At 71.3% G+C, this 12107-nt stretch carries 14 protein-coding genes and 4 tRNA genes; 4 read left to right on the forward strand and 14 right to left on the reverse strand.

Annotation, left to right across the window (positions count from 1 at the left end):
* Window positions 1-22: 22 nt before the first annotated feature.
* The 11 genes from OC439_RS09615 to OC439_RS09665 form a co-directional block, all read right to left on the reverse strand.
* Window positions 23-95, reverse strand: a tRNA-Trp gene (locus OC439_RS09615).
* Window positions 96-222: 127 nt separating this feature from the next.
* Window positions 223-615, reverse strand: coding sequence for a MaoC family dehydratase (locus OC439_RS09620; protein WP_262013098.1), 393 nt, complete (start codon window positions 613-615; stop codon window positions 223-225).
* Between the two features lie 4 nt (window positions 616-619).
* Window positions 620-1066, reverse strand: a complete 447-nt coding sequence (locus OC439_RS09625; RefSeq protein WP_194801432.1) for a MaoC family dehydratase N-terminal domain-containing protein — start codon at window positions 1064-1066, stop codon at window positions 620-622.
* Between the two features lie 119 nt (window positions 1067-1185).
* A complete protein-coding gene (gene rpmG / locus OC439_RS09630; protein WP_013288652.1) occupies window positions 1186-1353 on the reverse strand; it encodes a 50S ribosomal protein L33 in 168 nt (55 codons plus the stop codon).
* 130 nt (window positions 1354-1483) lie between these two features.
* Window positions 1484-1556 (reverse strand) — tRNA-Met (locus OC439_RS09635).
* A gap of 25 nt (window positions 1557-1581) precedes the next feature.
* Window positions 1582-1654: transfer RNA gene (locus OC439_RS09640), tRNA-Thr, on the reverse strand.
* Between the two features lie 96 nt (window positions 1655-1750).
* The gene (locus tag OC439_RS09645) at window positions 1751-4273 is read right to left on the reverse strand and encodes a putative bifunctional diguanylate cyclase/phosphodiesterase (protein WP_194801433.1); all 2523 of its coding nucleotides are present in this window, start codon (window positions 4271-4273) and stop codon (window positions 1751-1753) included.
* Between the two features lie 50 nt (window positions 4274-4323).
* On the reverse strand, window positions 4324-4461 hold the full coding sequence (locus OC439_RS09650; RefSeq protein ID WP_162959301.1) for a hypothetical protein: 138 nt from the start codon (window positions 4459-4461) through the stop codon (window positions 4324-4326).
* Between the two features lie 421 nt (window positions 4462-4882).
* Window positions 4883-5140 (reverse strand): hypothetical protein, encoded by a 258-nt coding sequence (locus OC439_RS09655; RefSeq protein ID WP_262013099.1) that lies wholly within the window; start codon window positions 5138-5140, stop codon window positions 4883-4885.
* 63 nt (window positions 5141-5203) lie between these two features.
* A complete protein-coding gene (locus OC439_RS09660; protein ID WP_262013100.1) occupies window positions 5204-5563 on the reverse strand; it encodes a hypothetical protein in 360 nt (119 codons plus the stop codon).
* A gap of 106 nt (window positions 5564-5669) precedes the next feature.
* Window positions 5670-5753: transfer RNA gene (locus OC439_RS09665), tRNA-Tyr, on the reverse strand.
* A gap of 147 nt (window positions 5754-5900) precedes the next feature.
* On the opposite strand from OC439_RS09665, the gene OC439_RS09670 reads away from it, so the two are divergent.
* Window positions 5901-6395, forward strand: a complete 495-nt coding sequence (locus tag OC439_RS09670) for a YajQ family cyclic di-GMP-binding protein (protein ID WP_194801435.1) — start codon at window positions 5901-5903, stop codon at window positions 6393-6395.
* Window positions 6396-6832: 437 nt separating this feature from the next.
* Here the strand turns inward: OC439_RS09670 and OC439_RS09675 are convergent, their stop codons facing one another.
* Window positions 6833-7195 (reverse strand): hypothetical protein, encoded by a 363-nt coding sequence (locus tag OC439_RS09675; RefSeq protein WP_262013101.1) that lies wholly within the window; start codon window positions 7193-7195, stop codon window positions 6833-6835.
* A 173-nt stretch (window positions 7196-7368) separates the two neighbouring features.
* Here OC439_RS09675 and OC439_RS09680 point away from each other — a divergent pair, with 173 nt between their 5' ends.
* The 3 genes from OC439_RS09680 to OC439_RS09690 all read left to right on the forward strand — a co-directional run bounded on the left by OC439_RS09680 (window position 7369) and on the right by OC439_RS09690 (window position 9786).
* On the forward strand, window positions 7369-8718 hold the full coding sequence (locus tag OC439_RS09680) for an MFS transporter (RefSeq protein ID WP_262013102.1): 1350 nt from the start codon (window positions 7369-7371) through the stop codon (window positions 8716-8718).
* Window positions 8719-8783: 65 nt separating this feature from the next.
* Entirely contained in the window at window positions 8784-9290 is a 507-nt protein-coding gene (locus OC439_RS09685) for a SigE family RNA polymerase sigma factor (protein ID WP_262013103.1), read from the forward strand.
* Window positions 9271-9786: a hypothetical protein gene (locus OC439_RS09690; RefSeq protein ID WP_262013104.1), complete on the forward strand. Its 516-nt coding sequence runs from the start codon at window positions 9271-9273 to the stop codon at window positions 9784-9786. Before OC439_RS09685 ends, OC439_RS09690 begins: the two co-directional genes overlap by 20 nt.
* A 4-nt stretch (window positions 9787-9790) precedes the next feature.
* Here the strand turns inward: OC439_RS09690 and OC439_RS09695 are convergent, their stop codons facing one another.
* Window positions 9791-11050 (reverse strand): MFS transporter, encoded by a 1260-nt coding sequence (locus OC439_RS09695; RefSeq protein WP_262013105.1) that lies wholly within the window; start codon window positions 11048-11050, stop codon window positions 9791-9793.
* 138 nt (window positions 11051-11188) lie between these two features.
* The gene (gene htpX, locus OC439_RS09700; protein ID WP_194801442.1) at window positions 11189-12067 is read right to left on the reverse strand and encodes a zinc metalloprotease HtpX; all 879 of its coding nucleotides are present in this window, start codon (window positions 12065-12067) and stop codon (window positions 11189-11191) included.
* Window positions 12068-12107: the final 40 nt, after the last annotated feature.

The raw sequence follows: 12107 nt of genomic DNA on the forward strand, positions 1-12107 counted from the left end.
CGGAACGGTCAGGCCTGAGGCGCAGGGGTGACAGGACTTGAACCTGCAGCCTGCGGTTTTGGAGACCGCTGCTCTGCCAATTGAGCTACACCCCTGTGCGGCAACTCACCTCCACCCGGACACGCTGTGCCGAGCGGGGGTCACTTGCCCCACGGCGGACCAGTGTACGGGTAGTCGTGCGACTTTCCCAACCGGTCTGCCCCTCGCGCGTCGGGCGAACCCTCAGCGCGTCGTGCGGATCAGAGCCCGAGCCTGCGACAGCACCTTCTCACCCTGGCAGGTGGCGGTGATGTCGAGCCTGGTCAGGCCCGCATCGGTGACCTCCTTGACCACCGCCGACACCTCGATCTCGGTGCCCTCGTCGGTGTCCGGGACGACCACCGGGCGGGTGAACCGGACGCCGAAGTCGACCACCGCGTCCGGCGCGCCGGCCCAGCCGGCCACCGCCCGGCCGACCAGCGCCATGGTGAACATGCCGTGGGCGATGACGCCCGGCAGACCCACGCCTGTGGCGGTGCGGTCGCTCCAGTGGATCGGGTTGAAGTCGCCCGAGGCGCCCGCGTAGCGGACCAGGTCCGCGCGGGTCACCCGGTACGTCTGGGTGGGCAGCTCCATGTCCTCAGCCCTCTCCGCGTACGACGATCTTGGACCACACGGCGACCACCGGCTCACCGTCCACGGTGCTCACGTCCGTGCGGGTGGTCAGGAAGCCGTGCCCGCCCCGGGTGGTGACCTCCTCGATGGTGTTCACGCACACCAGCTCGTCCCCGGCCACCACCGGCCGGGTGTACGCGAACCGCTGGTCGCCGTGCACCACACGGCTGTAGTCGACGCCGAGCGCCGGATCCTCGACGACCTGCCGGTTCGCCGCCATCGTGACGACCACGGGGAACGTCGGGGGTGCCACCACGTCGCGGTGGCCCAGCGCCCGGGCCGCCTCGGGGTCGTGGTGGGCCGGGTCGGTGGCACCGACGGCGGTGGCGAACTCGCGGATCTTTTCTCGGCCCACCTGATAGGGGGCGGTCGGCGGGTACGTCCGGCCGACGAAGGACGGGTCCAGGGACATGCCGCCGAACCTACACGGAAAACACGAACGCCGATCCGCCCGGTCGGGCGGCCCGGAGGCCACCCGTCAGGTGGATCGGCGTTCGAGAAGCTGCTGCGAACCGGCTGCGCCGGCAGCGGTCAGCGGGTCTCGCGGTGGACGGTGTGCTTGCCGTCCCGGGGGCAGAACTTCTTCAGCTCGATGCGGTCCGGGTCGTTACGGCGGTTCTTACGCGTGATGTAGTTGCGCTCCTTGCACTCCACACACGCCAGAGTGATCTTCGGCCGAACATCGGTCGCCTTCGCCACGGCGGAGTGCCTTCCTCGCTCACGGAACAACTACGGCGTGTCAGCCTACGCGCTGACGACGCGGACATGCAAAGTGGGCGCCTGTGGCGCCCGTCCCACCGGCCACCGGGCTGGGCCCGGAGGACGAGAGTAGCGGTGGCCGGACTTGAACCGGCGACACAGCGATTATGAGCCGCTTGCTCTGCCATCTGAGCTACACCGCCGTGGCGGGTCCAGCCGGACCCTCTGAGCCCCCTTACGGAATCGAACCGTAGACCTTCTCCTTACCATGGAGACGCTCTGCCGACTGAGCTAAGGGGGCCTGCTCGATCACCCCGGGGGGTGTCGCGCAGAGGAAACAGTACACGACCGCGTCGCGCAGGTGAAATCGGATCCCCCAGGTGCGTGTCCGCCCTGGTCAGGGCACCACTCGCAGGCGCGGCAGCTCCCCCGCGACCACCGTCTCCGGGTCGACCTGGGCACCGAACCAGGCCTCCAGCCGCTCGTACGGCAGAGGGCGGCTGAACAGGAAGCCCTGGCCGATCTCGCAGCCGATGTCCTGGAGCAGCTCCAGCGTCAGCTCGCTCTCCACGCCCTCGGCCACCACCGCAAGGCCGAACTGCTGGGACAGCGTCACCACCGCGTTGACGATCGCCAGGTCGCCCGGGTCGGTCGCCATGCCCTGCACGAACGACCGGTCCACCTTCACCTCGTGCACCGGCAGCCGGCGCAGTTGCGCCAGCGACGAGTTGCCGGTGCCGAAGTCGTCCACCGAGAGGCGGACACCGAGGTCACGGAGGCTGCGCAGGGTCGGTATGGGACGTTCGGTGCCGTCCAGGACACCCGCCTCGGTGACCTCCAGCGTCAGCCGCTGCGGCGGTACGCCGTACTCGGCCAGCAGGTCGCGTACCAGCGCCGGGAAGTGCTGGTCGGTGAGCGTACGCGCGGCGAGGTTGACCGCGACGGACAGCGGCTGTTCGCCGTGGCTCCAGTCGCGGCTGCGCCGCAGGCTCTCCCGGAGCACGAACTCGGTGAGCCGGCCGAGCTGGCCGGTGTGCTCGGCCACCGCCACGAAGTCGTCGGGGGCGACGCTGCCGTGTGCCGGGTGCTCCCACCGGGCCAGGCACTCCACGCCCACCAGGCGGCGGTCCCGCAGCGTGACCTTGGGCTGGAAGTAGACCTCCAGCTCGCCCTCGTCGAGCGCCCGTTGCAGGTCGCCGGCGAGACCGAGCCGGCGCAGCGACCGGGACTCCAGCGCCGGACTGTAGAGCTGGACGCTGCCCGGCACCGACTTGGCCGCGGTGGCCGCCAGGTCGACGCGTTGCAGCAGGGCCACCGCGTCGCTGCCGTGGTCCGGGTGGACGGCCACCCCGACGACCGTGTCGACGTCCAGGGTCAGCGAGTCGAAGACCATCTCGTCGCGGATCTGCTCCCGCAACTGGGCCGCCAGCTCCAGGGCCGCCTCGGTGCTCTCCAGCCGGAGCGTCACCAGGAACTCGTCCCCGCCGGCCCGGCCGACGAGCGCCGAGGAGGGCGCGCACGCGCGCAGCCGCTCGGCCACCTCCATGAGCACCTTGTCACCGGCGGCGTGGCCCAGCGACTCGTTGACCTGGCGGAGCCGGTCGACGTCGAAGAGCAGCAGCGCCACCACCTCGCCCGGCGCACGGATCTTGACCGCCTCCGCCACCGACGAGGTGAGGCGCCGCCGGTTGGGCAGGCCGGTGAGCGCGTCGTGGTCGGCGTCGTGCCGCAGCCGGTCGACCAGGCGGGAGTTCTCCAGCGCCACCGCGGCGTGCGCGGCGACCGTCTCGAAGACGGGGATGTCACCGGGGGCGAAGTGGCCGATGTCGCTGAGCCGGTTGGTCACCTCCAGCGTGCCGATCACGGCCTGACCGGAGCGCAGCGGCACCACTATGGCGTCCTTGACCCGCTCCTCCCCCGCGGCCTGCCGCAACGCCGGATCTCCGCCGAGCCAGCGGCCGATCGAGAGGGTACGACCCTTCTTGTGCACCTGCTGGCGCAGGCTCGCCGGGGTGGGCGCCAGGTCCAGCAGGCCCGGCGTGTCCACCCGGGCGGTGAGCAGCACCTCGGGATGCCGCCCCTGGGCGGGCAGCCAGAGCGTGGCGTACTCCGCCTGCATCAGCGCGCGGACCCGGTCGAGCAGGATGTCGGCGAGCGACCGCTCGGTGCCGGAGGCGAGAAGGCGGGTGAGCTCGTACATCCCGGCCAGTGTCCGGTGCTGCCGGAAGAACTGGGAGTAGGAGCGGTAGACCAGGACCAGGCCGCTGAAGAGGGCGGCGAGCAGCAGCGCCGACCACCACGTCGTCTTCAGGGCGATCAGGACGAGCAGACCGATCGCCACGTTGATGGCGGCGGTGAGCAGAGCGGTCGGCATGCTGCGCAGCGCGTCCCGCCCGGCCTGCCAGCCCTGGAGCAGCACGTGCACGCCGACCACGCTCACGAGGCTGACCAGCGTGACCACGCAGACGGCGAGGAAAAGGGAGCCCCACGTCCCCGGTCCGACATTTTTCAGCGGCGGCAGCGCCAGGAGTACGAGGCCGGCCAGCGAGGTGGCGGCCGCGGCCTTGGCGACGTTGAACCAGAGCTTCGCCGCGCCGAAGCGATGCGAGGCGCTCCAGATCAGCACCGAGAGTGTGTAGATCAGGACGACACTCAACGGGGGCAGGAAGTAGAGCGCCACGATGAGTGGCACCTCGGTGAGCGTCACGCCCACCGACTGGCGCCGGACGTAGACGTTCAGCACCGCGAAGCTGATCCCCGCCATGACGACGAAGAACACGAAGGCGAGCGGCCACTTGCCGAACGGTTGATCGGCAACCAGCGCGACGCAGGTGCTGCAGACCACCGCCAGCAGAGCCAGAGGGGCAGTGACGAGCCAGGCACGTTCCGTCGACCTTCGAGGTCGGCCCTGGCCTGCCATGCCCCTCCTACCCGAGACGCCGTCCGCCGGGCGGCGGACGGCTCGATGATTCAGCGTGGGGCGTCCATCGTCCAGACGATGTCGGCGAGTTGCGCGCTACCAGTGCCGGGGATGATGCCGAAGGCGCCTGCGATGGCGGCGAGCACGAGGAGCGAGCCAAACAGCCGGCCCAGCGTTCGACCAGACATGATTGCTCCTGTCGGGAGATTGCCACAGGGATGGTGAAGGTTTCCCGATCGTGCCACAACGCCGGGGAGCAGAAAAGCGGAGAGGACCCGCCCAGCCCGAGTAGCTGTCAGGTTCCGCCGTTCGGCCCGGCTACCCACGACACGCAGCCAGGTCATGGGGGTGAAGGGACGTCAGCCGCTTCGTCCATTGCGGATTCCCACCTTCACCCACGAAGGGGATCAAGTCACGCGAAACCCCACACCACCAACCCCGGGTCGCCCGGCCGGCTCGACTCGGCCGATCCGTCCGGTGGCTTGCCACCGGACCCGCGGGCATTGACCACCATACCTGCCCCTGTCATGAACGCCAGAGGATGATTCCCTCATTCACGCCGGAACCGCTCAGTGGGCACACCAGGGGCCTCCAGCGTCTCGGCGTACGTCACCTGAGCATGTCCGCCACGCCGGTGTCCGGGTCGACCGCCACGCTGAGCTTGAAGTGTCCCCGGGCTCGGGCTTCGCCACGGGGGACGAAGTCGACGACCAGCAAGCGCTCCGTTCCGCGGAGTCCTCGCACCTGCGCTTCGTACGGCTCGGAGATCTGCCAGTCGTCGAGTTGGAACCCGCCTCGGGGCTTGCCCGCGCGCATCCGTCTGGTGAACTCAGCGGTCGCCAGCACCCGAACCTCATCGTGATCCACGACCCAGTATCGATCTACCGGCCCGTACGCCGGAGGACGCGGCCCGGCGAACCGGTCGCGCGGCTACTGGCCGAAGGTGTACCGCAGATTCGCGTTGATCAGCTCGTTCAGCCGCTTACGCAGATGCCCGAGCAGCGAGGGGTCGGGTAGAGGCTCAGCGAGCAGCAGCGTCCACCGAAGCAGGGTGCCTTGATGCCCGTCGGACGCGAGATCGAAGCGCACCTGCGCGTCGGGGCGCTTCGACCACAGCGATGACCAGACGACCAGGTTCGGGCGTTCGCGGCGCAGGATCTGCGGTCGCTGTTCGTCGTCGAGCAACAGCAGCCACGGGCGTGCCGGATCGCGGTCGGGCTCGGTCAGCGCCTCGAAGACGACGGCCGGCGGAGGCGCTTGACCGCGCATGCGGCTGCCCGCTTCGATCATGGCTCAGCTTAACGGCGCAAGCCGACAGGGCCGGCGAGTGCCGCACGGCCTGAACGAGAATGGCCCCGGAGCGCGTTTCCGCAGCTCACGGGGCCGTTCTTGCACCTGGTGGCGGGTAGAGGATTCGAACCTCTGTAGCTTTCGCGACGGATTTACAGTCCGCTCCCATTGGCCGCTCGGGCAACCCGCCAGGGCACCCCACCGCGTCGCAACGCGGCGGCGGAAGCAAGGATAGCGGTTGCCCCCGGCACTGCCGCAACCGGGTACCGTCAGGAGGTCCCACGCTGGTCAGCGCGGGACGGACCAGGACATACCGCCGGACAGCAGGAGCATGAGCATGGCAGCGAACCCGTCGTTCGACATCGTGAGCAAGGTCGACCGGCAGGAGGTCGACAACGCCCTCCGCCAGTCGGAGAAGGAGCTCTCGACGCGGTTCGACTTCCGCGGCACCGGTGCCGAGATCACCTGGTCGGGAGAGGAGGCGATCAGCCTCCAGGCGGAGACCGAGGAGCGGGTCCGGGCCGCGCTGGACGTCTTCAAGGAGAAGCTGGTCAAGCGGAACATCTCGCTGAAGTCGCTCGACGCCGGCGAACCCCGGCAGTCGGGCAAGATCTTCAAGATCGACGCCAAGGTGGTGCAGGGCATCGACTCGGACAAGGCCAAGGCGATCAGCAAGAAGATCCGCGACGAAGGCCCGAAGGGCGTGCAGGCGCAGATCCAGGGCGACCAGCTCCGCGTCACCGGTAAGAAGAAGGACGACCTCCAGGCCGTCATCGCCCTGCTCAAGGGCGAGGACTTCGGGCTGGCGCTCCAGTTCACCAACTACAGGTAAGGCTCGACCACCCTGGCAGGTCAGGGCATAGGTCACGCCGTCTGGCCTCGCGGGCCGGCCTCGTCGCCACCGGTCGTCGTTCGTCACTCGTGTTTGACGGCCGACGGCCGGGCGGCGGCCTCGCACCCACCCGCTCAGGCAACCATGAATAAAGGCGATGCGGGGATCATCCACGTTCGGCTAGCGGATTGGATCACCGCTTGCTGTACGGCGGTTCGCGCGCAGCCTCGCTGCCCTCAGCGCGGGCAGCTTCCGCCTCAGCGCGAGCATCGCTGCGATCCGCCTCGAACAGCAGCACCCGGGCCAGACCGCTAGATGAGCGAGCCCGCTGGCGGCGCCGTTCGGTAGGCCGGAACCCGAGGCGGGGATGTTCTTGACTCTCGACCCGGTCGAGGGCCGACCCTTCCTGGATGACGTCCGAAGAGCGCGCCCAACCATCAGTCCCGCTCGCGATCGACCTGGAGATGCTGCGTCCGGTACTGCGCAGCGGCTGGGGAGCGGATACCTGCGACCCACACGATGTGCGGGATTGGCACGCCGGCAACCCGGCCCGTGGTCAATGCGGAGTGACCGCCTTGATCATTCAGGACCTGCTCGGCGGAGAACTGATCCTGGGCGAGGTCCTCGCCGGGGACGCCAAGATCGGCTACCACTACTGGAATCGACTGGCCGACGGCCGCGAGGTCGACCTGACAGCTGACCAGTTCCAGCCGCCGGAAGTCGTCGTCGGCGGTCAGGTCCAGCAACGCCCGCCGGGCCCACCTGGGCGATGCCGTCGGCAGTACGAGATCCTGCGGCACCGCGTCTTCGCAGCCCTCTACGGCGGCGAATCAACGCGACCTGCTCAACCGCGACGGCGGCGTCGGCAAAGACCGCGGTCCGGCCACGACCGGCGGGCCGGAACGCCACGGCCTCTTCTGCCGTCAGGCGACTTCCTTGGGGTACGGGCCGGGTATGAGGTCGGCTGGAAGCCATGACCCCCGCGATGCTCCTCCCCTATCGCCCGGTGCTCGGTCAACCGGTCCTGCGCCGGCTGCTCCCCGGGCTCGCGACATCCGCTCTCGGTGACGGGCTCGCCCTTGTCGCGGTGACGTGGCTGGCTCTGCAACTCGCCCCGGCCGGGCAGCGCGGCACGTGGACCGCGTTCGCGGTGGCGGCGTACACGCTGCCGGGCGCGGCCGGCACGCTGCTGCTCGGGCGGTGGCTGGGTGGCCGGAGCGGGGCCCAGCTCGCCGGCTGGGACGCGACAGTGCGCGCCGCCGCGTTGGGGGCGATCCCCGCCGCCCACCTCGCCGGGGTGCTGGACGTCCGTCTCTACGTCGTCCTGCTCGCGGTGTCCTCGCTGCTGCACCCGTGGGGGTCGGCCGGTCGCTTCACGCTCGTGGCGGAGTTGCTGCCGCAGCGGCACCACCTGGCCGCGAACGCGCTGCTCGGCGTGTTCGGCCAGGCGGCGACGATCGTCGGCCCGCCGCTGGCCGGCCTTCTCATCGCCTGGGCCGGCGCGGTGTGGGTGATCGCCGTCGACGCGGTCAGCTTCGCCGTGCTGGCCGCGAGCTACCGCCTGGTCGTCCGCAATCGAGAAGCCGCCGCTGTCCGTGACCGAGCAGCCCCGGCCGGGGCGGGACCGTCGCGTACGTCGGGATTCCGGATCATCGGGCGAGACCGGTCACTGCTCGGCCTGCTGTCGCTGTCCTTCGCGTTCTTCTTCCTCTTCGGACCGTTCTACGTCGCCATGCCGGTGCACGTCACCGACGATATGCACGCCTCCGCCGGGACGCTCGCGGCCTACTACACCGCGTTCGGCGTCGGCTCGCTGCTCGGCGGACTGCTCACCGGCCACCTGCGCGGATGGCCGCTGCGGACCACGCTCGCCGGCATCGTCGCGCTGTTCGGCGCCGCGCTGCTCCCGCTCGGCCTGGGCGCGCCGGTCGTCCTGTCGCTGCCCGCGTTCGCGCTCGCCGGCCTGGTCTGGGCGCCCTACCAGCCGACTGCGACGGCGTTGTTCCAGCGCCGCGCCGGCACCGTGGACCTTCCCCGCGTGCTGGCTGCGAACGGCGCGGTCACCGTGCTGGCGGTACCGCTGGGCACGATGCTCGGCGGTCCGGCGACCGCCGCCTTCGGGGCACGCCCCACGCTCCTGGCGTGCGCGGTGACGATCCTCGCCCTGGGTCTGGCCGCCGCGACGACCGCCGCACGCCCCGGCCGCCCCGGAGCACAGAACACGGAGCGGACCGGGCCGGCGAGCCCGCACGACCAGCCCGGACCGCACGCCCCGTCCGCACGGGTGGACGCGCCAGACCGGGTACGACCCGGAGCGACCTGATCCGGGTGCAACCGCCGGAGCCGCATCGGGGTGTCGAGTGGTGAGAGCGGACACGGGAGGTGGGCATGGACGGCCCCGAGGACTTCGACGCCTTCTACACGGCGACCGCGCGGCGGGTCGTGCACCACGTCTACGCCCTCTGCGGCGACCTGGCCGAGGCCCAGGACGTGACGCAGGAGGCGTACGCGCGGGCCTGGCAGCGCTGGTCGACAGTCGGGGCGTACGAGGATCCGGAGGGCTGGGTGCGGACGGTGGCCTGGCGCCTGACGGCCAACCGGTGGCGCGGCCTGCGGCGCTGGTTCGCCGCGCGGGCCCGGCTGGGCCGGGAGACTCCGGCACCCGGGCCAAACCCGGACCGGGTGGCGTTGCTGGCGGCGTTACGGCGACTGCCCGACGCGCAGCGGCTGGTCGTCGTCCTGTACCACCTCCACGACCTGCCGGTGGCGGAGATCGCCCGGAGCACAGGCATGCCGGAGGGGACTGTCAAGTCCTACCTGTCCCGGGGCCGCGCCGCGCTCGCCGTTCTACTGACCGACGACAAGGAGGAAGTCGATGTCGGCACGCATTGGTGAGGCTCTGCGGGAGTTGGAGCAGGACATGACCGGGCTGCGGCTCAGCCCGGCGGCCGAGGTGCGCGCACGGGGGCGCGCCAGGAGCCGGCGACGGGCCGCGGTTCTGGCGGGGGTGGCCGCGGTGACGGTCACCGGCGGCGCCGCGAGCATGGCGGCGCTGTCCGGACCGGCGACGCCGATGCCGGCCGCCGGCAGCGCGGCCACCCCGTCCGCCACGGCGTCGGCCGCGTGTCAGGCCGACCCTCCGGTACGGCTGGACGTCGTCTTCCGGCCCGGCGCCGCCACGCCGCAGATCGGGGAGGTCGACTACCGGATCGGGCAGGCGCGCGGGGACACCGGGCTGCGCTGCGGTGGCAGGACTGTCGCGGCTCGGCCGGACGGCGACGGCCGGGTCGTCCTGTCGCTGCTGCTGGCGCAGGGTGAGGACCCGGCGCCGATCCGGGCCGCCGTGGAGAAGCTGCCCGGGGTGGAGCGGGTGGTGACCGCCGGCGGGTGAGCGGTCAGGCGGCGAGCGTCTGCTCGGCGCGTACCGCTGTGGCCTCGGCCCGGGCGATCGGGCCGCCTGGTAGCGCGGCGACCGCGGCCCCGACGGCGACCGCCACCCCGGCGAAGACGAACGCCCAGGAGACGCCGCCGGCGTGGTCGATGATCAGGCCGGCGATCGAGCCGCCGGCGGCGCTCGCCGCGACCGACATGGTCACCACCCAGGTGTACGCCTCGTTCAGCATGCCGGCCGGGGTGATCCGCCCGACGAGCGTGTTCTCCAGGGTGAGCGCGGGGGCGATGGCCGCGCCGCCGAGCACCAGCGCGACGCCGAGCGCGGCCGGGCCGGGCATCACCGCGAAGACGGCGAAGCTGGCCGCGACGGTGCCGAGCAGCCAGGCGAACTGGCGGGTCATGTTAGCGGCGGGCTTGCGTACGCCGAACCAGAAGCCGCCGATGGCGCTGCCGATGCCCCAGACGGCGAGCAGCACGCCGGCCAGGCTCTCCGGGTCGTCGGCGCCGGAGTTCCCGGCGAAGGCCGGGACGATGACGCCGGAGGCGCCGAACGCGATGCCGAGGCTCGCCACGCAGAGCAGCAGCGCGGGGAAGCCGCCGAGCCGCAACGGGCCGAGGCCCCGGGCGTGGTGCTCGCGGGGGTGCGGGCGCCAGCCGCGCATGACCCGGCCGAGCGCGACGGTGGCGGTGCCGACAAGGGTGACCACGGCGGCGCCGACGAGCGCGGCGGAGGCGTCGGCGAACAGTACGAAGCCGGCCACCAGCAGCGGGCCGATCACGAACACGACCTCGAAGAGGGTGGTCTCGGCGGCGAGCGCGGTGTTGCGCAGGTGCGCCCGGCCGGTGGCGGGGGCGGTGAGGTCGTTCCAGGCGCCCCGGATCGCGGCGGTGAGCGGCGGGTACGTGGCTCCGGCGACGCCCGAGGCCAGGTAGATCAGCCCGAGGTTGCCGCTGTCGGAGCGGGTGGCGACGAGCAGCCCGATCAGGGCGAGCGGGTGGGTGACCGCGGTGAGCAGCAGGACGGGGGTGGGTCCGACCCGGTCGGCGATCCGGCCGGCGACCGGGCTGAGCGCGGCGCCGGAGAGCGCGTAGATGCCGCCGGCGACGGCGGCCAGGGAGTACCGGCCGGTGACCTGCTCGACGACGAGCAGCAGCGCCAGCGGGGTCATGCCGATCCCGAGCCGGCCGATGATGCCGAGGACCAGCAGCATCGGCGCGCCGGGGATCCGCCAGACGCCCTGGTACTGGCGCAGTGCGGCCACGGTCGACCTCCATGGGAGTAATGAGTGGGAGACGTTTCGACCCTAACGGCGCGGGATGACCGGGGGAAACGCATTGTGCCCGGACACACCACCGCGCCCGCGTCCTGGGGACGCGGGCGCGGCAGGCGGTACGGCGGGTCAGCGCTGGAACTGCACCGGCCCGGAGTTGCGGGCCATCTGCTCCAGGCGGGCCACCCGCTGCTCCATCGGCGGGTGGGTGGCGAACATCGCGGCGATGCCGCCGCCCCGCTTGAACGGGTTGTCGATCATCAGGTGCGCGGTGCTGGCGAGCTGGCCCTGCGGCGCCAGCGGACGCGCCTGCGTACCCATGTGGATCTTGCGAAGGGCGCTGGCCAGGGCCAGCGGGTCGCGGCTCAGCTCGGCGCCGGACTGGTCGGCCTGGAACTCCCGGCTCCGGCTGATCGCGAGCTGGATCACCGTGGCGGCGATCGGGCCGAGGATCAGCGTGAGCAGCAGCACGGCCGGGTTCGGGCCGTCCTCGTCGTCCGAGGAACCCAGCGGGATGAACCAGGCGAGGTTCGCCAGCATGGTGATGATGCCGGCCAGGCCGGCCGCCACGCTGGAGATCAGGATGTCCCGGTTGTAGACGTGCGACAGCTCGTGGCCGATCACGCCACGCAGCTCCCGGTAGTCGAGGATCTCCACGATGCCCTGGGTTACGCAGACCGCCGCGTTCTCCGGGTTACGGCCGGTGGCGAACGCGTTGGGCTGCGCGGTCGGGCTCACGTAGAGCCGGGGCATCGGCTTGCCGGCCTGCGTGGAGAGCTCCCGCACCATCTGGTACAGCTCGGGGAACTGTGCCTCGCTGACCGGTTGCGCCTTCATCGAGCGCAGTGCGAGCTTGTCGGAGTAGAAGTAGGTGACGCCGTTCATCAGCAACGACACGACGACGGCGATGACGAGACCGCCGCTACCGCCGAACCAGTAGCCGATCGCGAGGATCAGCGAGGTCAACAGGCCGAGCAGCGCTGCGGTCTTGAGACGGTTGTGATGCACGATCTCTCCTTCGGTGCACGGGCCCTTGCGGGAGGCCCGC

The sequence above is a fragment of the Micromonospora sp. Mcm103 genome (genome assembly GCF_024519755.1).
Lineage (GTDB): Bacteria > Actinomycetota > Actinomycetes > Mycobacteriales > Micromonosporaceae > Micromonospora > Micromonospora aurantiaca.